The sequence below is a fragment of the Paracoccus albus genome, assembly GCF_027913035.1.
In the GTDB taxonomy this organism is placed as follows: domain Bacteria; phylum Pseudomonadota; class Alphaproteobacteria; order Rhodobacterales; family Rhodobacteraceae; genus Paracoccus; species Paracoccus albus.
Map to the genome: position 1 here is coordinate 1787557 of NZ_CP115775.1, position 19587 is coordinate 1807143.

The window sequence follows — 19587 nt, forward strand, 5'->3', positions numbered from 1 at the left end:
CGTCCCCTTATCGCGAAACCGAGATGCGGCGTTCAATGCGGCGCTGAACGGCCTCCATCACCAGATTGATGAGATAGTACAGCACCGCCGCCGCCAGATAGAATTCGAACGGGCGGTAGGTCCGGCTGATGGCCTGCTGAGCGCCAAGCGTCAGTTCGGCAACGCCAATGACCGACACCAAGGCCGAATCCTTCAGCAGCGCGATCATGTTATTGCCGATCGGCGGAATGACAGCGCGCACGGCCTGCGGCACGATCACATGGCGCAGCGCCTGAAAGCGCGACAGGCCGATGGTCCGCGCGGCCTCATCCTGTCCCTTGTCGACCGCAAGGATGGAGGACTGGATCAGTTCAGAGTTATAGACCGCAAAATGCAGCCCCAGACCGATGACCCCCGCGACGAAGGCGGGCAGGTCGATGCCGATCTGGATCAGGCCGAAATAGATCAGGAACAGTTGCAACAGCAGCGGTGTGCCAAGAAAAAGCCACTCGAAAACGCGGAACGGCCAGCGGATGATGGCGGGGCCGTAAAGGGCAATCACCGCAAGCGCGATACCCGCCACGAAAGACAGCGCCCCGGCCGCCACCGACAGCGCCACGGTCCACGCCATGCCCAGCAAAAGCACGTCCCAGTAGGGCGGTATTACGGAAAAATCGAGACCCATCGCTTTTCCCCTTCACTCTATCTGGACACGGCGGTCGATCCAGCCGATCAGGCGGCCGACAGCCAGAATGATGATGAGATACAGAACACCCGCCAGCAGGAACATTTCGAACGGCCGGTAGGTCGAGCCGATATAGCGCTGCGCGGTATAGGTCAGCTCTACCACCGAAATCGGGGCGACAAGCGCGGTGCCCTTGATCAGCGCGTTGATGTTCACACCCAGCGGGCGAACCATCAGGCGCATGGCCTGCGGCAGCACAACCTGCCGCATCGTCTGCCAGCGTGACAGGCCGATGGCGCGGGCAGCCTCTGTCTGGCCCTTATCGACCGAGATGATCGCCCCGCGCATGGTTTCTGTCATATAGGCGCCGATGTTCAGCCCCAGACCGATCACACCGGCCCAGAACGCGCTGAGCTGGATGCCTATCTGGGGTCCGCCGAAATACAGCAGGAAAAGCTGTATCAGCGCGGGCGTGCCGCGAAAGACACTGACATAGGCCGCCCCGATAAAGCGCAGGATCGAGGAACGCGAAAGCCGCGCCGAGGTGCCCAGCGCCCCCATGATCAGGCCAAGGATCGTCGTCAGAACCGAAAGCTGGATCGTGACCCATGCGGCTTCGATGAAGAACGGGAAAACCTGTTTGATAAGCGCAAAATCCATCAGCCTGCCCCGCCATGATGATCGCGCCGCTTCATCGGGCCGAGGGCGCGCATTTCGCCGATCAGTTCGGCGCAGCGGGTGATGGCCGCGTCAAGAAATTGCTTGCCGGTTTCGGGCGTGGCTACGGTCGGGTCGCCCATCGTCCCGTCGGGAGAGATATCGGACCACCACCGCATCAGCATGGCCCCGCCGCCGCCTGCCGCAAGGTCGAGGTTGAAAAAGCGGCTGTCGGGATCATGGGTATTCCGGGTTTCGGCCTTGGACAGATCGACCAATTCGGGGTGCAGATGCATGTAGACGGCTGTTTCCATTTCTCCGGCATGGGCAATGCCGCCGGTCTCTGACCTGCGGATCTTGCCGATCTGGTCGGGAATCAGGTTCCACCATGACGCCGACACGCAGATGATATTGGATCGGATCACCGTCTTGCGCGCGGCAAGGTCCAGCACCGCGTGGTTGGAACCGTGAGAGTTCAGCAGCAGCACCCGGCGGAAACCGTGATGCGCCAGCGATTCCGTGATGTCGGTGATGAAAGCGATAAGGGTTTCCGGCTGAATCCAGATGACGCCGGGAAAGTCCTTGTGATGCTCGTTAAAGCCGTAAGGGACCGGCGGCATGACCAGCACCTGATCGGGAATGCGTTCCGCCACACCCCGCGCGATGGCCATGCCGATCACCGTATCGGTGTCCAGCGGCATATGGGGACCGTGATCCTCTGTCGCGGATACATTCAGGATGACCACCCGATCCTTGTCGGCATCGCGGATTTCCTGCCAGGTCAGCTGGCCGTATTCGGTTTTCATCCGGCTCCTCGTGGCGGGTGGGACGGCTGGGCTGGGCTGGCGGGCCGCGTCGTGCCCGCCAGCCTGTTCAGGGAAACCGGATCAGCGGATATCGCCGCCGACCCATTCATTGGCGATTTCCATATAGGTGCCGTCTTCCATCACCTCGTCCAGAGCGGCCTGCATCGCGTCTTTCAGTGCCGGGTTATCCTTGCGGATGGCGATACCGGCATCGACAGGCTCTGATTCCAGCCCCTCCAGCGTGCGAAGCTGCTGCTGGCCCTCGTTGATGGCAATCATCACGGGAATGGTGTCGTTCACGATGGCATCGACGCGACCATTGTTCAGTTCCATCAGCAGTTCGGGCAGGCCCTTATAGGTCTTGACGTTATAGCCCTGATCGCGGGCCCATTGGTCATGCGTTTCGCCCAGGGTCACCCCGACGGTGATATCGTCGCTTTCCAGTTCCGAGATATTCTGCAGCGGCGATTCCTCGGTGACGAAGATGTTGCGATAGGTGCTGTAGTAAGGACCGACGAAATCGACGACTTCGGCGCGTTCTTCCGTGATCGACATAGAGCCGACAACGGCATCATATTTATTCGCAAGCAGCCCGCCTATGATCCCGTCCCAGGCGGTGGTCACGATCTCTGCCTCTACCCCCATCTTTTCGGCAATGGCCTGACCGATGGCCGGGTCGAAGCCCACCACCTCATTCTGATCGTTGACGAAGTTGAAGGGCGGATAGGCACCTGACATGGCGATGCGGATTTTGCCGGCTTCCTTGATCGTGTCCAGATCTTCGGCAGAGGCGGTCGTCGCGCCGAATGCCAGGGCGATGGTGGCAGCAGCGGTCAGCGTTGTCAGGCTGCGGTTGATGATTCCCATTGGGATCCTCCGGTCGTTGGGTTTTCAGTTTTTCTTGTGACGACAAGCTTGCGCGGTGCTTCATCATAGTTCAAACACATATTGAACTATGTCAGCCATTATTGTGATTTATGGACTACCCCGGACAGCGCTTTCCCTGGCAGTTTGACTGGAACCTGCTGCGGACCTTCATCGTGATCCTCGATCAGCGCAGCATCACCGGCGCGGCCAATGTTCTGGGCGTTACCCAGCCCAGCGTTTCAGCGTCGCTGAAGCGGCTGGAGGATGCGCTGCAGGTCAAGCTGATCGACCGTGGGTCGCGCCATTTTCGTGTCACGCAGGCCGGCCTTCAGCTTCAGGAGCAGGCAGGGCATATTTTCCAATCCATCAACGAGTTGCCCAACACCCTGCCCTCTCGCTCCGAGGCACTTAGCGGGACGTTAACGCTGGCGATGGCCAGCCATGTCGTATCGCCGCATTTCGACCGCGTGCTGGCCGGTTTCGCGCAGGCGCATCCTGCGGTGAATTTCGCCTTGCCGGTCATGGCGAGTGACGAGGTCATGGCATGGGTGCGACAGGGACGCGCGACGGCGGGGCTGTGTCTGATCGAGGGTAAGCCCGCAGGGTTGGATTGCCGGCCGCTATATTACGAATATTTCGCGCTGTTCTGTGGCCGGGATCATCCGGCCTTTGGAAGAGCAGAGATCGCCCCGGATGAATGGGCAGGCTTCACCTCGGTCTGTTTCCAGACAGAGACACGCGATGGTTCGCTGCGCCGGGTGCGAGAGATGCGCGACCGGATCGGGCTGACCCTGCATCCGCGTGGCATGTCCTCCAGCCTGCATGAGGTGCGGCGAATGATATGCGCGGGAGTGGGCGTCGGGGCGCTGCCGATCCATGCGGTGGCCGAGGATGTGCGGCAGGGCCGCCTGTGGCAGATGAATGCGCCGGTCCCGCCAGCACGGATCGCCGTCTATCTTGTGACCCGGCAGGGTGCGGCCCAGGGCGGTGCGGCATCGGCCTTCCTTGCGGCGCTGAACCGGATGCGCGAAGAGACCGCTGAGACAGAGCTTGATTATGCCTGAACGTGCGATCCGACCGCAATCGTCACCGCCGGCACGAACTGGAGAAGGTTTCGGATGAGCAGCTATCAAAACGCCGATCTGGTTTTGTTCAACGCCGAGATCTGGCCGGGTTTCGGCATGGCCCCGGCTCAGGCCATCGCCCTTAGCGGCAATCGTGTGCAGGCGCTTGGCACGACGGAGGATATGCTTGCGCTTGCGGGGCCAGCGACAAGGCGCGTCGATCTGGGCGGGCGTTTTGTCATGCCGGGGCTGAACGATGCCCATCTGCACCTGATCCAGACCGGGTTGCGGCTGGCCGAAGTCGATGTCTCGCCCGAAGCCGCACCGACGCGTCACGCGATGCTGGATGCGCTGCGTCATCGCGCCGCGCAGACGCCAAAGGGGGATTGGGTGCTTGCGCAGGGTTTCGATCAGACGCGCTATCCCGACCACCGGATGCCCACGCTGGCCGAGCTTGACGCCGCCCTGCCCGATCATCCGCTGGCGCTGACCCGCGCCTGCCTGCATATCGTGCTGGTCAATTCACGTGCCTTCGAACGGGCCGGGATTACCAGTGAAACCCCCGATCCGGATGGCGGGCTGATCGAAAGAGCGGACGGACGACTGACCGGCCTGATCGCCGAAAATGCGATTGGGCTGATCGCAGCGGCACAGCCGCGCCCCGGTTACGATGACCTCGGCAAGGCGATTACAGATGCCGGACGGTTGCTGAACGCCTATGGTATCACATCCTGCATGGATGCGGCTGTCGGGCTGACCGCCGGGATGGACGAAATCCATGCGCTTCAGCAGGCCGAGGCCGATGGCAGTCTGCTGGTGCGGGTCTGGGCGACTCTGCTGGGTGATCCCGGCCGCTCCATCGTCGAGGCTTGCCATGCAAGGGGGCTCGTCACCGGGCAGGGCAGCGATATGCTGCGTATTGGCGGGGTGAAGCTGTTTCTTGACGGCTCTGCCGGGGGACGCACGGCATGGATGAAGGAAGCCTATGCCGGTCAGCCCGAGAATTTCGGTTTGCAGATGCTGTCGGATGACAGGCTGCATCGGCTGGTGCAGCGATATACCGGCATGGGCTATACGATGGTCTGCCATGCCATTGGCGACGCCGCAATTGATCAGCTTGTCACAGCATATGAGGCAGTCCAGCCAAGTGATCCCAGCCAGCGACGCCGCCACCGGGTCGAACATTGCGGCTATGTCAGCGACGCGATGAACCAGCGGATGCGGTCCGCCGGTATTCTGCCCGCGCCGCAGCAGGCTTTTATTCATAATTTCGGGGATGCCTATATCGAGACGCTTGGCCCGTCGCGCGGGCTGCGATCATATCCCATCGGAACATGGTCGCTGCTTGGCATGAAGCCATCGACCGGCAGCGATTCCCCGGTCTGCGATCCGGCACCCATGCCGAACATTCACGCGATGATCACCCGGCAGACGGTCAACGGCACCGTCATGGACGCCAGTGAGCGGTTGAGCAATGAAGAGGCACTGCGGGCCTATACCGAATACGGTGCCTATTCACAGGGTGCAGAGGCGGAAAAGGGAAAGCTGCTGCCCGGAATGCTGGCAGATCTTGCCGTGTTCGACCGCAACCTGCTGAGTGCGGGGCCAAATGAGATCCTGCATCGCAGCCGTTGCGAGATGACGGTTCTGGGCGGAAAGATCGTTCACGACTTTCTTTAAGCCTCTGCTGCACGTGCAGGGCGCCTGACATGCAGCAGCATCGGGGCATTTTCCACAACGAATAACCCGAACGCCGCGATCCACAGGATACCGGCCGCCTCCATCATCGCGATCATGCCGCTGAGGTCTGCGACAGGCCGCAGGAGAGCCGCGGCAAAAAGGCACAGATAGGCGGCGATGGTCATCCGCGACGCACTCAGCGAGCGCCCGGTATGGCCGCGCGTGGCCCGCGACATCACCGCCAGCATCATCGTCGCAATCACGCCCACCGTAAGAAGATGCAGCGACGAAGTCTCTGAAACAGCCCCGAGTGCTGTCGCAGCGATGGCCAGCAAGCCCAGCGGGACGAAACAATATGACAGGTGCAGAACAAGAAGCAGCCATTCCTGCCCGACCAGCCAGCCACGCCAGCGTGCGAGCCTGACGGCGTTCAGCATTGCTGCCGCGGATGACAGGGCCGCGGTGACAGGCGAAAACGGCAGCGCCACCCAGAAAAGCAGCGCGATTGCCGAGACAGCAATGGTGCCTAGATCGAACCGGCCAAAGGGGACCGGAAGCGCCTGCGAGCCACGCTGGCTCAGCCAGTTGCGGGTGAAGCTGGGAATGATCCGGCCACCGATGATTGTCACCAGAACAACATAGCCCGCGACAGCAAAATGCAGCCAGGTCCGGGCATTGCCTGCAGTCAACATGGCAAGGTGAAAACCGAGATTCCCCGCCGTGACGACCGCCACGCCGGCAAGCACCATGAGGTTCTGCCATTTGCGGCCCCCGATGATCTCCCTTGCGCAAAGCCAAATCAGCACCGGCAGAAAAGCGGCATCCAGCAGCGCGGCGAGCCCGATACCTATCAGACCGGCCAAAAGCATACCAATGCGCCCGATCAGCCAGAGCGCAAACAGCGCGATCAGCGGACCGCCCGAAACCGGCAGACGACCCGTCCAGTTCGGGATCGCCGTCAGCAGAAACCCGGCCAGAACAGCCGGTGCAAAGCCGAATGTCATCTCATGCGCGTGCCAGAGCGAGCCGCCGTAATCACCGCCAATCGCGACACCGTGGGCAAGCGCCGCTATCCACAGCGCCATGCTGACAATCGCCCAGACGGCCCCACCCAGAAAGAACGGTCTGAAGCCGTAAGACCAGAGCGCCGCCCCGTCCTGTTTCAGACCACGCGGGGTTCGCGGACGTTTCGGCTGTTGCATCACGGGCTCCTTCATTCTGTTGCAGCCTTCCCGGACAGCCCGGAAAAAAGGCTGCTCTGTGGCCTGCGGCAAGCAAAACGCCGATTTAGCTGTCGATCCTTGACATGGCGCAACGATGGGGGGTCGCAAGGCGGATAATTTCGCCTCAACCGGACGACAACCGGCCGGAAGCCTTTGCATTGCTAGAGCAAAAGAAAGAGGAAGATTAATGACATCCATTCCGTTCAGCCGCCGCACATTACTTGCCGGTGCCGCAATCGCAGGCGCCATGACCCAGCTGCGCACTGCCGCGGCGCAATCGACCGAGGTTCTGACCCCTGCCGAGCCGGTCGATATCGACAGCCTGCCGCGACAGAAGGTGCAACTGGTCGATCCGCCCTTCGTGCATGAGCACGAGCAGGTCGCGACGGGCGGTCCGAAAGTCGTCGAATTCGAAATGGACATTATCGAAACGAAAATCACGCTGGACGACAGCGGGGCGGAATACTGGGCCTCGACCTTCAACGGGACGGTGCCCGGACCGCTGATGGTCGTGCATGAGGGTGACTATGTCGAACTGACACTGATCAACCCAGATACGAACGAACTGATGCACAATATCGACTTCCACAGCTCGACCGGCGCATTGGGTGGTGGGGACCTGACGCAGGTCAGCCCCGGCGAGAAATGCGTGTTGCGTTGGAAGGCAACAAAGCCGGGGGTGTTTGTCTATCACTGTGCCCCGCCCGGTATGGTCGCTTGGCATGTCGTCTCTGGCATGAACGGCGCGATCATGGTCCTGCCGCGTGACGGGCTGAAGGGCGGCGACGGAGAGGCGGTGACCTATGACAAGGTCTATTATATCGGCGAGCAGGATTTCTATGTTCCGCGCGATGAGGAAGGCAATTGGAAAACCTATGAAACCCCCGGCGAAAGCTACGAAGACACACGAGAGGTGATGCGCACCCTGACACCCACTCATGTCGTGTTCAACGGTGCAGTCGGTGCGCTGACCGGCGACAATGCGATGACTGCTCATGTCGGCGAAACGGTTGCCTTCGTTCATTCGCAGGCCAATCGCGACACGCGCCCGCACCTGATCGGCGGGCATGGCAACTATGTCTGGGCGACGGGCAAGTTCAACAACCCGCCCGAAGTGGGTCTGGAAACCTGGTTCATTCCGGGCGGGGCGGCCGGCCTGATGGTCTATACCTTCGAGCAGCCGGGCGTATACGCCTATGTGAACCACAACCTCATCGAAGCCTTCGAACTGGGCGCGGCCGCGCATGTCGTCGTCGAGGGTGAGTGGAACGACGACCTGATGATGCAGGTCGTGCCGCCAAGTCCCATCGACGCCTGACAGACAAGACGACGCGCCGCATGGGGGTTTCCTTGCGGCGCGGCCCCTCCCCAATGTTCCGAGATGGAGGATTTGAGGTGAATACGCCGTTCCTGATTGCGTCTGCCGCTGCGGTAGCAGTTGGGCTGACACAGTTGGCGGGCTCGGACGCTGCGCGTGGTACTGCCCTGCCCGATATTCCGGACATGATCCGGCTGGAACCTGCGCCTTTCGAACACCGCATCGACGGCGACTGGCGGCGCGACGGCTTGTCCGTTGATGCGCCGATCCACACTGTCGCTATCGCCGCACCGATAGAGATCATGGCGGTGCCGGTCAGCACCGGCCAATGGCTCGCCTGCGTGGCGGATGAGGTTTGCACCTTGCATGATGGTCAGTCTGACCTGCCGGATCTGCCTGTTGTCGGCGTCAGCTGGAACGACGCTCATATTTACGCCGCATGGTTATCGCAAAGGACCGGCGAACGATGGCGGCTGCCGACGGATGTTGAATGGGCCCATGCAGCAGCCGAATTGTTCCGAGACGACGCAATCGGCGTGCAAAGCGACCCGCACAATCCGGCCGTTCTGTGGCTGGCCGAATATGCTGCGGAAACCGCTCGGCAACGCGATTTGGATCGTGAGGTCCGGCCCGTTGGCAGCCTGAATGTAAATTCTCTTGGGGTGCGCGATATCGGCGGCGCCGTCTGGGAATGGACATCGACATGTCTGCGCCGTGGCGAGATCGACGGCGAAGGTCGTATTGTCCGCGAAGCCGACAGTTGCGGTATCTATATCGCCGAAGGGTTACACCGCGCGGCGATTACCGATTTCATTCGTGACCCGCAAGCGGGCGGCTGCTCTGTCGGGGTGCCGCCGGCCAATCTGGGCTTTCGACTCGTCCGTGAACTTTGACTGCACCGCCACGCCGGTTATCGGGTGGCTGTTTATCGGTGGTCGCCAGGGTCGACCGTCACTGACGCAGGTGGTCTTGGGCTGGTCACCGATCAAGATCAGCTTGTCGGATCATCCTGACGTCAATGCGCAGAGCAGACATATCGCAAGCAGCCAGAGGCCGAGCGGAAAGGTAAAAGCGCCCAGCCAGCCCGGCGCCGCGTCGAGATGAAGGAACCGGCCCAAGGTCAGCCGGGCCTTCAGCCATCCCAGAAACAGCAGCCCAAACACGACGGCGATGCCCGAAAATCCCGAAAACAGTGCCGTTGCGCCGGTAAGCGCAATCAGAAGCAGCCATGTCCGGGTCAGCCTGTCCATCGCCCCTACCAGATCAGATAAATCACTGGCAGAATCAAAACCCAGACCAGATCGACCATATGCCAGAACATCGCGCCCGCCTGCACAGAATCGGCATCCACCCTGATCGCGACAAGCCCAAGAACCGCCACGCCCGCGATGACATGTGCGGCGTGAAATCCGGTCAGCAGGAAATAGAAGGTGAAAAAGGGATGGGTCTCCAGCCCGATTCCAAGGCTGAAATCATGGCTGTATTCAAGCGCCTTTACCCCCAGAAAAAACAACCCGCCCATTGCCGCCAGCATCAGATCCATGCGGGCAGCACAACGTCTGCCCATTGCGGCATTGTGCTCTGCCCGTGCGGCGAACAGGCCGGACGTGACCAGAACGACCGTATTCAGCGCCGCCAGCCGCCCGTCGATCTGAGACTGTGCAGCCGCGAAACCCTGCGGATCCATAACGCCCTGCACGACCATGACCGATATGCCGGCGGCAAATATCAGGACCTCCGAGACGATCAGAATCCAGAGGATCAATTCGCCGGGCAGGTCGTCGATGCGCATCACCGCACCAATTGCCGATAGATTTCCGGCAGGGCGGTGATCAGCCGGTCGGGCTCTCGGATCACCTGAAAGCCGCCTTGCCCGAAGATGCGCGGAAACCAGTTCTTCGGCTCTCGTTCGATTGTGATACCGAAAACGGCGTGCCCCGCCCGCCGCGCCTCTCGCACAGCCATCGCGCTGTCCTCGATGCCGTGGCGCCCCTCGTAATGATCCAGATCGTTGGGCTTGCCGTCGGTGATGATGATCAGCAGGCGGCGCGATTTGGCTTCCTGTGACAGACCGTGGGCAGCGTGGCGGATCGCGGCACCCAGACGCGTATAAAAACCGGGGCGAAGCGCATGAATGCGTGCTTCGATCCTGTGCCCCATTCTTTCGTCGAAATGCTTGCAGTCGTGTATCCAGACACGGTCGCGACGAAGCGATGAGAAACCCTGAATGGCAAAACGGTCCCCGCAGGCTTCCAGCCCCCAGGCAAGTGCTGTCAGCGCTTCGCGCGCGATGTCGATGACCGGACGTCCTGTGACTGCGCTTTCGGTCGATCGGGACACATCAAGCAGCACCGAGACAGCCAGATCGCGCTGCTCTGGCCGGGACTGCGTCCAGATCCGGTCCGAGCCTGCGCCGGTCGCCCGAAGATCGGCGACAGAGCGAAGCGTTGCGTCAAGATCCAGATCGTCCCCATCGGGCTGAGCGTGTCGCCTGACCCGAGCGGGGCGCAGAGCCTCGAACTGACGCTTGACGGCCTGAATACGCCGACATGCTGCGCTGTCGCTCACCCCTGCGAATTCCGGCGAAGGTTCGACCGGCGCGGCCAGAACACGGCAATGATCGGGCAGGTATGCACCGGCCTTGGAGTCCCATTCCGGGTAGACGAAGCTGCCTGCTATACGCTCTCGGTCCACATCCTCTGGCGAGAGGTCCAGATGCAGCTTCAGCTTTGTCGCCGGGGCTTTCGAAATCTGGACAAGGACGATTTCCTCATGATCCGCTGCCGCCTTTTTCGCATTGTCGAGATCGTCATCCTCGACGCGCCTGTTGATGTTCATCATCTCTGCCCAGCTCAGCAGAGCCTCAAATTTGTACAGAATAATGCTGTCCTTGCGCTCGATCTGGTCAGCTTTCATCCGCCTTGATTTGCGCGCTGTGCCATCGCCCGCCTCTTCCGCGGCACCCGTTGTTGCGACCGTTTCCACTTCGGTCGCGGTGCCAGAGGTCACTTGGCGCAGGTCGGGCCACATGGGCACCGGCAGGACGGGGCGATAACCTTTGGGTGCGCACCACCCGGCTGGCGGGTCGGCGAATGCAGCCAAAAGCGATGGCTGTGGCATGACCGGATCGCCCAGCAAGTGGCGGGTCAGCAGTTCCACCTGTGCCTCTGTCCCGCGCAGCTGCGGGGTTCTGCGCAGATGCAGGTGCGCGGCCGCAAGCCGGCGCCATAACGCGCGCAGACCAGGTGCCGCCGCAAGCGTGGCGCGGGTCATGGTGATGCCTGCACTGATCGTGGCAAGATCGGCAAGCAGCGGATCGTTTGGCACCGTTGCCGCGGGCGCATTGGCAGCACATGCCGCCAACCAGAGGTAGAGCCCTTCGTTATCCTCGCGCTGTGGAAAGACAGCCAGTTCAGCGGGCAGCCGAAGGCAATGACCGTCAAAGCTGGACCGGGCTGCATAATCGGCATCAAAGGCCAGTTTGCGCCGCAGAGATATCCGGTTCCGGCCGGCAACATCGGCGACAGGTTTCAGTTCGACATCCTGCCCCCCGCCGAGGCCGCGAAACAGCACGGCTGCCCTGCCCTGCATCGCATCGAACCCGACCGCCGCATCCGCAAAGCGCGGTGGCGGGTCCATCCGGGACGCAAGCAAATGCCAGATTTTTCCGACTGTTTCCTCTGGCTCCCACGGGGCAAGGTCAAGTTCGGACATCGACTATCCCGTCACCGCGACGACCAGATCAAGCAGGCCCTTGCGAATATCCGGATCATCGGTGAGCGGTTCGATCATCGCCGCGCTGATGGCACGATGCATCCCCATGCCGCCAGCGACCAGCGTTGCAGCATAAATGACAAGCCGCGTCGATACGCCCTCTTCCAGATCCTGCCCCTTCAGGTCGCGCAGCTTATTAGCCAACCGGACCAGCAGCGCGACACGATCCGCATCCAGCCCGCTTTCATGCGCAACCACCTGTACCTCGTGCCGGGGCTGGGGGAAGGTAAGCTCCATCGCCAGGAAGCGCTGACGGGTCGAAGGCTTGAGGGTTTTCAGGATGTTCTGATAACCCGGATTATAGCTGGCGACGAGCATGAAGCCCGGTGCCGCAGATAGCTCCTCACCGGTTCGTTCAATCGGTAACATACGACGATCATCAGTCAGCGGATGCAGCACAACCGCGACGTCCTTGCGCGCCTCGACCACCTCATCGAGATAACAGATCGCTCCCTCGCGCACGGCGCGCGTCAGCGGCCCGTCCACCCAGACGGTTTCACCGCCTTTCAGCAGATAGCGCCCGATCAGGTCGGCAGCTGAGAGGTCGTCGTGACAGGCGACGGTATACAGCGGACGCCCCAGACGCGCCGCCATATGGGCAACGAAACGAGTCTTGCCGCAGCCGGTCGGTCCTTTAAGCAATACCGGAAGATCATTGGCAGCAGCGGCGGTGAACACTTCGCATTCATCGCCCTGCGGCTGGTAAAAGGGGGCGTCTGCCGCCGCCATTGGCACACCGTCCATCGCCTCACTCCGCCGCATGCTGGACCATTGGTCCGGGTTCGATCACCTCGCGGCGCGGAACCAGCAGAGAATAGATCAGCAGATAGGTACCAAGAACGACGGTGACGCCCGCGCCAAGCCGCATCCAGTAGAACAGCACGATCTGATCCTGCACCTCCATGTAGTACTGGCCCAGGACGCGTTGCAGATGGGTCTGGATGGTGCCTGCAAAGGTCAGAACAAAGGTCATGAACAACATGCCCGAAGACATCAGCCAGAACGCCGCCATATTCATCACCTGATTATACGGATCACGCTTGCGAAGAATGGGCAGCGCATAGGTAAACAGCGCGATATTCAGGCAGACATAGGCACCGTAGAAAGCAAGATGCCCATGCGCCGCGGTGACCTGCGTTCCGTGGGTGTAATAGTTCACCCCATGAAGTGTATGCAGGAAACCCCAGACACCGGCACCGAAGAAGGCAAGGACCGAGCAGCCAAGGCTCCACAGCAGGGCGGCCTTGTTGGGATGGTCACGCCGCCCCTTCCAGACCATGACAAAGGCAAAGGCCATCATTGCGAAGAACGGCACCACCTCGAAGCTGGAAAAGATAGATCCGATCCACTGCCAATAGCCCGGCTGGCCGATCCAGTAATAATGATGGCCGGTGCCGAGAATGCCTGAAAACAGCGCGGTGGCGACGATGACATACAGCCATTTCTCGACCACCTCACGGTCGACGCCGGTGAGTTTCAGCATCAGGAAGCCAAGGACCGATGCCATGATCAGCTCCCACACACCTTCGACCCACAGGTGGACGACGTTCCACCAATATTGCTTGTCGAGTCCGAGGTTGTCGGGATTGTAGAAGGAAAACAGGAACAGCAGCGCCAATCCCCAAAGCCCCATCAAAAGGATCGAGGAAATCACTGTCTTGCGGCCCTTCGCCACCGTCATCGAGACGTTCCACAGGAAGATCAACGCGGCCACGACAATGCCTGCCTTGACCCATTTCGGCTGCTCAAGAAACTCCCGCCCCTCTCGGCCCAGCAGAAAGTTTCCCTCGAACAGGTTGAAGATATAGGTCACAACGACGCCGGCTGTTCCCAGCACAAGGATAGCAAGCTGGATATAGGCAGCTTTCACCGAGTGGATTTCACGCTCTGCCTCTTCCGGGATCATGAAATAGGCCGCGCCGAAAAATCCGGTCAGCAGCCAGACAATCAGCGAATTGGTGTGCAGCATCCGCGCGACAGAGAAAGGCAGCAATTCGGACAGGAAGTTCGGCTGAACATAGATATATCCCAGCACGACACCCATCGTTACCTGAATGGCAAACAGGGTCAGCGCGACCAGGATATAGGCCAGTGCTATCTTTTGCGATTGATATTTCATGACTACCTCTTCCGCTCAGCCGGCATCATTGGGCGGCCAGCCCTGCGTGTTGATATTCCCTGTCCAGATCAGGAAATCGGAAAGCCCGCGGATTTCCTCATCCGTCAGGTTGAATTGCGGCATCTGGCGGCGGCCTTCGATGCCCGAAGGCTGCGCCTCCATCCAGCCCTTCAGCACCTCGAACGCTGCATCGGGGTCTTCCTGTACGCCCCAGCGGGTCATGACATTGCCAAGCTCAGGCGCGAAATAGGCGCCCTCGCCAAGGATAGAGTGGCAGTTCACGCATGCCTTCCGCTCCCACACGTGCTTTCCATGCGCGACAGAGTCCGTCAGGCTGGCGCTGTCCGTCGATACATTGACCACATACCAATGCCCGTGGGCGAACAGTCCGATAAAAATGAGGACGAAAAAAAGCGACCCGCCATAGAAGATGTTCCGGGCCATGCTCTTGGTCAGAACTTCACGCATGGCGAGAATCTCCGGGAGCTGTTGTCGATGATCCCGGAATGCGCCTATGTCGGGCCGCGCTCCTTAACTGAAGTCAAGGAAGATACATTTCCCCTGCGGCATTTTATCCCGGCAGGTTAGGTGGTTAGTGCTGATGACGACGGATAGAAACTGGCCGGTCTGGAAGCTTGCGCTGCTGCTATATCTCTTTGCGACAGGCGCAGTTGCGATCAATCTGTTCATGCTGGGGCTGCTGTCGCAATCCATCGGCCTGACAGCCCTATCACCGCGCGCGTCGATAGCACTGGCACTGCCACTGGGTGTTCCGGCGGCATGGGCGGCGGGGCGATGGGTGCGGCATTTGCTGGATGAGGCCGCCGCGGACTAAGGGCGACGACGCCGCTTTCCACACTTTGCCCGATCTGCCGCGTTCATGTCATGAAAGACAAGAGGCGCGTGTCGGGAAATGCCGCAAGCATCCGGGTGACGGAGCGCTTGTCCTGCATAAGGCAGGCAGCCGTGGTTAGTGCATCCGCCATACCTGCCGAGCGGGCGGAGATCGATACGACGGTGTCTGGATCGTCGGGGCCTGCCCCATGCGCCGGATGAAGAATATGGCCGACACGGCCCTGCGGATCGAATACGGTGCCGCGTCGGGCGGATGTGGCGACCGCCCGGTCGCGCAAGGTGATCCGCTGACCGCCCTGTAATGTGACAGGCCAGTCCTTTCCATCGGGCGTGCTTCCCGCGGCCACGACTTCCCCGGCATCGACCAGCACATCTGTCAGCCCCTCATGGCGCAGCAGTTCGGCCACGCGATCAGCAATGACGCCTTGCGCGACACCGTTCAGCGTAAGAGCCATGCCGGGACGCAGCAGCCTCACCTCTGCCGGATCGAATTGCACGTCCTGCCAACCCGTCTGCGCCGATGCGCGCCTGATATCTGCGTCATCCGGACCGCCATCTTGTGCCCAACCCTTTGCATAGGCAGACCACAATGGCTGAACGGTAGGATCAAACAAACCTCCGCTGGCAGCATGGACACGGTCGCAAAGCGACAGGCACTCAAGCAATTCAAACGGCGGCGCAGAAAGCCTTCCTTCCGCATTCAGCCGTGAAAGCGCGCTGTCATCGCGATACAGGCTGAACACACGCTCCAGCCGGTTGATTTCGCCAAGGGCGACATCAATCAGGCGATCCGCGTCAGGATGCTCCATCGCTATCGTCGCAGCAGCCCCGAGTGCGGTGCCATGCCATTGCCGAACAGAGGGCGCGGCAAGAGACGGGAAGGCCGGAGCGACGGCCAGACCAGCCGCTATGGACAGAAAACGACGACGTTTCATGGCTTCTCCTTTTTTTCATCCGTCAAGCCGCGAAGACGTTCGGCATAGTCTTCGGCTGATGATCCACGCGGGCCAGCAGCCGGGATGTTGCCGGTCATCGCCCCGTCAGGGCCCAACACATCGGCCTTTCCGATATCAGCGAGATGCGAAACCTGACCCCCGTGTCGTTCCGCGAAGTCCTGTGCTGCACGCTCATCGGAAAACGATACGGCCTCCGGCGTTCCCATACCGCCCATCCGAGTTGATCCGATGACAAAATAGGCGGCGTCCGCGTCGATCCAGTTATCGATACCCGGACGCTCCCAACTTGGCGCATCGCCCATGTCACTGACATAGAATGCCACGACCTCTCCGGCCTGTTCGGGCATCATTCGAAACGCCATTGCATCCATGACCTGCCCGAAAAACAGCGCATTGGGATTATCCTTCAAAAAGATCTGCGCTTTGGGTCCGGGATGTTCGATGATGTTCATCTGGCAGAAATAACCAACCGCCTCGGGTGTCATGGTCATCGGTCCCGGCAAATTTTGCGCTGTCTCGTTTCGACAGGCCGGCAGAAGCAGCAGCGCGGAAAGAAAAATGTATCGCTTCATGGATTCACACGACGAAAGGCCATCAGCGCCAGCAGGAAGCCCGCGACCGGCCAAATCAGCAGCGCGGCCAAAGACAAGGTCGCCGGGACAGCGTTTGCAGCGCCGCCCAGACCGGATGCGGCAGAAGTGGCCGCACTTGCTGTCAGGTTGTACAGGCGAAATGCATCTGCAGGATTGATCAGAAGCGCCGCTGGCAAAATGCGCGTAACAATCCCATCCCCGCCATCAGCCACGATCATCGCAAGAAGGGCAAGATCGTACAGAACCACCGCGATCACCCAAAGGCCAATGGCCAGTCCTGCCGCCCCCGACGAGCGGCGCGAAAGGCTGGACAGGGCATAACCCAGATTCAGAAAGACAACGCCAAGCAGCAATGACGTCACGAACAGGCGGATGACAGCAGCTACGCCCGACAGCCCATCATTTCCGAACCAAACGGCAACGATTGCGGCCAGACCATATCCCGCCAACAAGGCCAGCGACAGGACGCAAAGATGCGCCAGAAGCTTCCCGCCCAACACTTCTGCCCTGCTGACCGGGTATGTCAGAAGCAATGGCAAGGTTCCGCGTTCCGCCTCTCCGGCTATGGCATCGAAGGACAGCAAAAGTCCCAGAAGCGGTACGAGGTAAACCGCAAGGCTGGTGAGGCTGGCCACCACGATCGACAGCCGATCCGCCCCCACAGCGCCGGTGGGCGCGGAACCAGCCGCGCTCAGCACAAGCGAGAACAACATCATCAGCAGTACCGCAATAAGGACCCAGCGATTGCGCAGGGCTATACGGAACTCTGTCAGGGCGGTGGACAGGATGCGCGTCGGGTTCATGCAGCTTCTTCCGCGCTTTGAACAGCGCTGTAATAGCTGTAGATATCTTCAAGACTTGGCGGCGCGATATCGATATCGGCGACGCTGTCGCCGGCCTCGGTCAGTCGCCGCAAAAGCGGCATCTTTTCCTTCTGGGTGACATGGAAACAAAGCCTGCCATCGTGGTTCCGCGCATCAGGGAAACGGCTCAGCACGGTGTCATGTGCATCGGGCGACGGCGTGACCCTGATCGTCACGGGCAGTACTGCTTGCTGCCGCAATTCTTTTATTGATCCTTCTGCCACAACCCGTCCCTGCGACAGGATGATGATGGAATCGGTCTGCGCCTCGACCTCTGTCAGGGCGTGTGAAGACAGCAGGATCGCTGTTCCCTGACGGGAAAGATCGTCCAGCAGGTCATAGAAACTTCGACGCGATACAGGATCCAGCCCGCTGGTCGGTTCGTCCAACAGCATCAGCTTTGGCGACCCGATAAGGGCCTGCGCAAGGCCAACACGCTGACGCATACCCTTGGAATAGGTGCCGATCCGTCGGTCCAAGGCATCCGCAAGACCTACGCGCGCAAGCAAGTCGCCTGCCGAAGATGACCTTTTCTGACGCAGGCGCAGATAATGGGCAATTTGCTCGCGCCCAGTCAGGGCCGGGTGAAATGACACGTTTTCTGGCAAATATGCCACCGCATTGCGGACTTCGGCATCGCCAGTTGCACCACCGATGACCTCGACCGCACCGCCGTCGAACCCGATCAGTCCCAGCACGATCTTCATGAGCGTCGACTTGCCCGCGCCGTTATGGCCCAAGAGCGCCACTCGCTGGCCGGATGCGACGCTTAGCGTTACATCATCAAGCGCAGGCACCGGCCCGAATGTCTTAGTGAGCGCCGATATCTTCAGCATCGTTTCGTTCATATCCTTCAAGAAGCCATGCCGGTTGGGCGGCTTCCTCCATTTCTTCATATGCCGGAGCGACCGCAGCAGAGGCGGGTGCGACCAGTGGAAAACTGTCGACCACACCGCCGGGTTGGATCGCAGGAAAACGGGATTGCGACCAGCGGACAAGTTGAACAGCCGGAGAGCCGATCAGCGCCGCGGCCGCGGGCTGTGACCACATTATGTGATCCATAAGGTCGTTCGGCCGGTAGGCGCTGTCGCCGATGCCATCTCCGTTCAAATCGAAGGCGGGGTTATCGGACCAGTAATTGCCGCGACCGTCCACGCTCCATTCGACATCGGTGGTGCCGACATATCGAACTTGCTCGCGATTATTGATGAAGCTGTTTTCCGTCAGGCCATTCCGTTCTGACCCGGCGGTGAAGTGTATGCCGATCTCGCAGCTCTCAAAGCGGTTACGCGCAATGAGGTTATTGTAGGAGTTATAGATGAAGGTGCATTTCTGCGCTCCGCCCCGCACCAGATTGCCTACGGCGTCGCCGCCATTGGCAAAATTCAGCATCACGCCATGATCGCGGTCCCGCAGCGACAGGTTGCCGACCACGCTGACCCGGTCGGAATACATGATCGCATAGCCAAGATGGTTGCCGATCGATACATTGTCCGAGACCTCGCTGTCATGGGTGTACATGTAATGCACCGCGAAACGCAGATCGCGGAAAACGTTGTTGCGAAAGACATTGCGCTGCGAGGCATTGACAAATATCCCGTCGCGCCCCCAGCGGATATCATTGCCCTCCACCACGGCACCCGGCGCGTTCCAGACATAGACGCCATTGCCCCGATCATTCATCCGCGCGTCACGACGGCCTTCGATGACATTGTTCCGCGCCACGCTGTTACGTGCACCGTGAATGTCGATCCCATAGAGATTTCCGGTCAGGCGATTGTCCTCGACCAGCACATCGCGGGCGGTTTTTGTCAGTTGAACGCCGCTGTCGATGGTTTCATGGTCGCTGCCCGATCCGTAAATCGTCAGTCCGCGGATCGTTATCTGCTGTCCGGTTACGGTGATGACGGAACCCTGCCCGTTACCGTCGATTTCCGCGCCTGATGTGCCTTGCAAGGTCAACGCTTTTTCCAGGATCACAGGGCCGTTGTGACGGCCCGGCTCCAATATCAGCACATCGCCGGGCGCGGCCCCGGCGATGGCGTTCTGCAACGAATCCTGACCGGCTGGCACATCGCGTTCCATCCCCGCCACTTCGGCGGGAATAGCATGTACGCAAAGGCAACAGATCAGGACTCGCAGGCTCAT

General features: G+C 60.5%; 21 protein-coding genes. 5 read left to right on the forward strand and 16 right to left on the reverse strand.

The genetic code is table 11. The features are described from left to right. Nucleotides 1-7: 7 nt before the first annotated feature. The 4 genes from PAF20_RS08885 to PAF20_RS08900 form a co-directional block, all read right to left on the reverse strand. The gene (locus tag PAF20_RS08885) at nt 8-664 is read right to left on the reverse strand and encodes an amino acid ABC transporter permease (protein ID WP_271070320.1); all 657 of its coding nucleotides are present in this window, start codon (nt 662-664) and stop codon (nt 8-10) included. A gap of 12 nt (nt 665-676) precedes the next feature. Then, the gene (locus PAF20_RS08890; protein ID WP_271070321.1) at nt 677-1324 is read right to left on the reverse strand and encodes an amino acid ABC transporter permease; all 648 of its coding nucleotides are present in this window, start codon (nt 1322-1324) and stop codon (nt 677-679) included. After that, complete coding sequence (locus PAF20_RS08895; protein ID WP_271070322.1) at nt 1324-2127, reverse strand: creatininase family protein; 804 nt, start codon at nt 2125-2127, stop codon at nt 1324-1326. Before PAF20_RS08895 ends, PAF20_RS08890 begins: the two co-directional genes overlap by 1 nt. 81 nt (nt 2128-2208) lie before the next feature. Further along, a complete protein-coding gene (locus tag PAF20_RS08900) occupies nt 2209-2994 on the reverse strand; it encodes a transporter substrate-binding domain-containing protein (protein ID WP_271070323.1) in 786 nt (261 codons plus the stop codon). Nucleotides 2995-3104: 110 nt separating this feature from the next. On the opposite strand from PAF20_RS08900, the gene PAF20_RS08905 reads away from it, so the two are divergent. Together PAF20_RS08905 and PAF20_RS08910 are read left to right on the forward strand one after the other, a co-directional pair. Continuing rightward, nucleotides 3105-4058 (forward strand): LysR family transcriptional regulator, encoded by a 954-nt coding sequence (locus PAF20_RS08905; RefSeq protein WP_271070324.1) that lies wholly within the window; start codon nt 3105-3107, stop codon nt 4056-4058. A gap of 54 nt (nt 4059-4112) precedes the next feature. After that, nucleotides 4113-5738, forward strand: coding sequence for an amidohydrolase (locus PAF20_RS08910; RefSeq protein ID WP_271070325.1), 1626 nt, complete (start codon nt 4113-4115; stop codon nt 5736-5738). On the opposite strand, the gene PAF20_RS08915 is transcribed toward PAF20_RS08910, so the two are convergent. Then, entirely contained in the window at nt 5735-6940 is a 1206-nt protein-coding gene (locus PAF20_RS08915) for an NnrS family protein (RefSeq protein WP_271070326.1), read from the reverse strand. The genes PAF20_RS08910 and PAF20_RS08915 overlap by 4 nt on opposite strands. Before the next feature lie 208 nt (nt 6941-7148). Between PAF20_RS08915 and nirK the strand changes: the two genes are divergently transcribed. Both nirK and PAF20_RS08925 read left to right on the forward strand, forming a co-directional pair. Continuing rightward, nucleotides 7149-8279, forward strand: a complete 1131-nt coding sequence (gene nirK, locus PAF20_RS08920) for a copper-containing nitrite reductase (RefSeq protein WP_271070327.1) — start codon at nt 7149-7151, stop codon at nt 8277-8279. A 77-nt stretch (nt 8280-8356) separates the two neighbouring features. Further along, complete coding sequence (locus PAF20_RS08925) at nt 8357-9172, forward strand: SUMF1/EgtB/PvdO family nonheme iron enzyme (RefSeq protein ID WP_271070328.1); 816 nt, start codon at nt 8357-8359, stop codon at nt 9170-9172. Between the two features lie 111 nt (nt 9173-9283). Here PAF20_RS08925 and PAF20_RS08930 read toward each other — a convergent pair whose 3' ends face one another. The 6 genes from PAF20_RS08930 to PAF20_RS08955 are packed head-to-tail and all read right to left on the reverse strand — an operon-like array spanning nt 9284 to nt 14640. Then, a complete protein-coding gene (locus PAF20_RS08930) occupies nt 9284-9529 on the reverse strand; it encodes a cytochrome C oxidase subunit IV family protein (RefSeq protein WP_271070329.1) in 246 nt (81 codons plus the stop codon). A 5-nt stretch (nt 9530-9534) separates the two neighbouring features. Beyond that, nucleotides 9535-10071: a cytochrome c oxidase subunit 3 gene (locus PAF20_RS08935; protein WP_271070330.1), complete on the reverse strand. Its 537-nt coding sequence runs from the start codon at nt 10069-10071 to the stop codon at nt 9535-9537. Then, nucleotides 10071-11993 (reverse strand): nitric oxide reductase activation protein NorD, encoded by a 1923-nt coding sequence (locus PAF20_RS08940; protein WP_271070331.1) that lies wholly within the window; start codon nt 11991-11993, stop codon nt 10071-10073. Before PAF20_RS08940 ends, PAF20_RS08935 begins: the two co-directional genes overlap by 1 nt. A 3-nt stretch (nt 11994-11996) precedes the next feature. Then, entirely contained in the window at nt 11997-12797 is an 801-nt protein-coding gene (locus PAF20_RS08945; protein ID WP_434802953.1) for a CbbQ/NirQ/NorQ/GpvN family protein, read from the reverse strand. A gap of 4 nt (nt 12798-12801) precedes the next feature. Beyond that, nucleotides 12802-14172, reverse strand: coding sequence for a cbb3-type cytochrome c oxidase subunit I (locus PAF20_RS08950; RefSeq protein WP_271070333.1), 1371 nt, complete (start codon nt 14170-14172; stop codon nt 12802-12804). 15 nt (nt 14173-14187) lie between these two features. Continuing rightward, entirely contained in the window at nt 14188-14640 is a 453-nt protein-coding gene (locus tag PAF20_RS08955) for a c-type cytochrome (protein WP_271070334.1), read from the reverse strand. 133 nt (nt 14641-14773) lie between these two features. On the opposite strand from PAF20_RS08955, the gene PAF20_RS08960 reads away from it, so the two are divergent. Continuing rightward, nucleotides 14774-15007 (forward strand): hypothetical protein, encoded by a 234-nt coding sequence (locus tag PAF20_RS08960; protein WP_271070335.1) that lies wholly within the window; start codon nt 14774-14776, stop codon nt 15005-15007. Nucleotides 15008-15050: 43 nt separating this feature from the next. Here PAF20_RS08960 and PAF20_RS08965 read toward each other — a convergent pair whose 3' ends face one another. From PAF20_RS08965 to PAF20_RS08985, 5 genes are all read right to left on the reverse strand, one after another. Beyond that, nucleotides 15051-15962: an FAD:protein FMN transferase gene (locus PAF20_RS08965; protein WP_271070336.1), complete on the reverse strand. Its 912-nt coding sequence runs from the start codon at nt 15960-15962 to the stop codon at nt 15051-15053. Next, a complete protein-coding gene (locus PAF20_RS08970) occupies nt 15959-16474 on the reverse strand; it encodes a nitrous oxide reductase accessory protein NosL (protein ID WP_271070337.1) in 516 nt (171 codons plus the stop codon). Before PAF20_RS08970 ends, PAF20_RS08965 begins: the two co-directional genes overlap by 4 nt. 77 nt (nt 16475-16551) lie before the next feature. Then, nucleotides 16552-17379 carry an ABC transporter permease gene (locus tag PAF20_RS08975; protein WP_271070338.1) on the reverse strand — a complete coding sequence of 276 codons (828 nt, stop codon included), beginning with the start codon at nt 17377-17379 and terminating at the stop codon, nt 16552-16554. After that, on the reverse strand, nt 17376-18275 hold the full coding sequence (locus PAF20_RS08980; protein ID WP_271070339.1) for an ABC transporter ATP-binding protein: 900 nt from the start codon (nt 18273-18275) through the stop codon (nt 17376-17378). Before PAF20_RS08980 ends, PAF20_RS08975 begins: the two co-directional genes overlap by 4 nt. Further along, on the reverse strand, nt 18250-19587 hold the full coding sequence (locus PAF20_RS08985) for a nitrous oxide reductase family maturation protein NosD (protein WP_434802909.1): 1338 nt from the start codon (nt 19585-19587) through the stop codon (nt 18250-18252). Before PAF20_RS08985 ends, PAF20_RS08980 begins: the two co-directional genes overlap by 26 nt.

Excerpts from the sequence above, each read along its gene's own strand:
- PAF20_RS08885 (WP_271070320.1), bottom strand. The coding sequence starts at position 664 with ATGGGTCTCGATTTTTCCGTAATACCGCCCTACTGGGACGTGCTTTTG.
- PAF20_RS08890 (WP_271070321.1), bottom strand. The coding sequence starts at position 1,324 with ATGGATTTTGCGCTTATCAAACAGGTTTTCCCGTTCTTCATCGAAGCC.
- PAF20_RS08895 (WP_271070322.1), bottom strand. The coding sequence starts at position 2,127 with ATGAAAACCGAATACGGCCAGCTGACCTGGCAGGAAATCCGCGATGCC.
- PAF20_RS08900 (WP_271070323.1), bottom strand. The coding sequence starts at position 2,994 with ATGGGAATCATCAACCGCAGCCTGACAACGCTGACCGCTGCTGCCACC.
- PAF20_RS08905 (WP_271070324.1), top strand. The coding sequence starts at position 3,105 with ATGGACTACCCCGGACAGCGCTTTCCCTGGCAGTTTGACTGGAACCTG.
- PAF20_RS08910 (WP_271070325.1), top strand. The coding sequence starts at position 4,113 with ATGAGCAGCTATCAAAACGCCGATCTGGTTTTGTTCAACGCCGAGATC.
- PAF20_RS08915 (WP_271070326.1), bottom strand. The coding sequence starts at position 6,940 with ATGCAACAGCCGAAACGTCCGCGAACCCCGCGTGGTCTGAAACAGGAC.
- nirK (WP_271070327.1), top strand. The coding sequence starts at position 7,149 with ATGACATCCATTCCGTTCAGCCGCCGCACATTACTTGCCGGTGCCGCA.
- PAF20_RS08930 (WP_271070329.1), bottom strand. The coding sequence starts at position 9,529 with ATGGACAGGCTGACCCGGACATGGCTGCTTCTGATTGCGCTTACCGGC.
- PAF20_RS08935 (WP_271070330.1), bottom strand. The coding sequence starts at position 10,071 with ATGCGCATCGACGACCTGCCCGGCGAATTGATCCTCTGGATTCTGATC.
- PAF20_RS08940 (WP_271070331.1), bottom strand. The coding sequence starts at position 11,993 with ATGTCCGAACTTGACCTTGCCCCGTGGGAGCCAGAGGAAACAGTCGGA.
- PAF20_RS08945 (WP_434802953.1), bottom strand. The coding sequence starts at position 12,797 with ATGGACGGTGTGCCAATGGCGGCGGCAGACGCCCCCTTTTACCAGCCG.
- PAF20_RS08950 (WP_271070333.1), bottom strand. The coding sequence starts at position 14,172 with ATGAAATATCAATCGCAAAAGATAGCACTGGCCTATATCCTGGTCGCG.
- PAF20_RS08955 (WP_271070334.1), bottom strand. The coding sequence starts at position 14,640 with ATGCGTGAAGTTCTGACCAAGAGCATGGCCCGGAACATCTTCTATGGC.
- PAF20_RS08960 (WP_271070335.1), top strand. The coding sequence starts at position 14,774 with ATGACGACGGATAGAAACTGGCCGGTCTGGAAGCTTGCGCTGCTGCTA.
- PAF20_RS08965 (WP_271070336.1), bottom strand. The coding sequence starts at position 15,962 with ATGAAACGTCGTCGTTTTCTGTCCATAGCGGCTGGTCTGGCCGTCGCT.
- PAF20_RS08970 (WP_271070337.1), bottom strand. The coding sequence starts at position 16,474 with ATGACCATGACACCCGAGGCGGTTGGTTATTTCTGCCAGATGAACATC.
- PAF20_RS08975 (WP_271070338.1), bottom strand. The coding sequence starts at position 17,379 with ATGAACCCGACGCGCATCCTGTCCACCGCCCTGACAGAGTTCCGTATA.
- PAF20_RS08980 (WP_271070339.1), bottom strand. The coding sequence starts at position 18,275 with ATGCTGAAGATATCGGCGCTCACTAAGACATTCGGGCCGGTGCCTGCG.
- PAF20_RS08985 (WP_434802909.1), bottom strand. The coding sequence starts at position 19,587 with ATGAGCCTGCGAGTCCTGATCTGTTGCCTTTGCGTACATGCTATTCCC.